Annotated in this window: 1 protein-coding gene; it reads left to right on the forward strand. The window is 67.5% G+C overall.

Going from position 1 to position 1,055, the window contains the following annotated elements; all coding sequences use genetic code 11:
* The first annotated feature begins 1 nt into the window (after position 1).
* Positions 2–1,048 carry a mannose-1-phosphate guanylyltransferase gene (locus LDN95_RS23045; RefSeq protein ID WP_226019832.1) on the forward strand — a complete coding sequence of 349 codons (1,047 nt, stop codon included), beginning with the start codon at positions 2–4 and terminating at the stop codon, positions 1,046–1,048.
* Positions 1,049–1,055 lie beyond the last annotated feature (7 nt).

Consider the following 1,055-nt stretch of genomic DNA (forward strand, 5'->3'; position numbering starts at 1 on the left):
CATGGTCATCCCGGTAGTATTGTGCGGTGGTAGCGGGACGCGGTTGTGGCCGCGTTCGCGCAAGGTGAAGCCGAAGCCGTTTCTGCCGCTGGTGGGTGACACGACGCTGTTCGAAGCGACGTTGCTGCGTTGCCACGGGTTTGCCGGGTTCGGTGCGCCGGTGATCGTGACCGGCGCGGTGCATCTTGAACATGTCGAGGCGCAAGTTCCCGATGCGGCCAACAGCCGGATCATCGTCGAGCCGCAAGGGCGCAATACGGCGGCGGCGATCGCGCTGGCGGCGCTGCGCTTGCCTGCCGATGCGGTGATGCTGGTGTGTCCGAGCGACCACCACATCGGCGATGCGGCGGCGTTTCGCGCAGCGGCGCAGGCAGCGGCCGCGCTGGCCGCGCAGGACTGGCTGGTCAGCTTCGGGATTGCCGCGACCGCGCCCGAAACCGGCTTCGGCTATCTCAAGCAGGGCGACGGCATCACCGGCAGCGAGGGCTACCGCGTGGCGCGCTTTGTCGAAAAGCCCGACCTGGATCGCGCGCTGCAGTTCCTCGCCGATGGCGGGTATTGGTGGAACGGCGGCATCTTTGCCTTCCGCGCCGGGTTCTTCCTGTCCGAACTGGCGGCGCATCGCCCGACGCTGTTCGCTGCGGTGCAGACGGCGGTGGCGCAAGGACATGAGGATGGCCAGCGCTTTCACCCCGATCCCGAAGCGTTCGCGCTGATCGAGAGCGAATCGGTCGATTATGCGGTGATGGAAAACACCGCGCGCGCCGCGATGGTGCCAGCGACGATGGCCTGGTCGGACATCGGCAACTGGCAGGCGCTGCATGAGGCAATGGCGAGCGACGCGGACGGCAACGCGGTGCACAACACCGGGAAGGGCCGCGCGGAACTGCTGGGCTGCCGCAACGTTCTGGTCAGCAGCGACGGCCCGCGCGTGTCGGTGGTCGGCGCCAGCGATCTGATCGTGGTGGTCGACGGCGATGAGGTGCTGGTAGCCACCCCGGCAGGCGCACAAGCCGTCGGCAAACTGACCGGCGCAACGAACCAATAAATCGGCC

The organism is Novosphingobium sp. FKTRR1 (genome assembly GCF_020404405.1).
Classification (GTDB): domain Bacteria; phylum Pseudomonadota; class Alphaproteobacteria; order Sphingomonadales; family Sphingomonadaceae; genus Novosphingobium.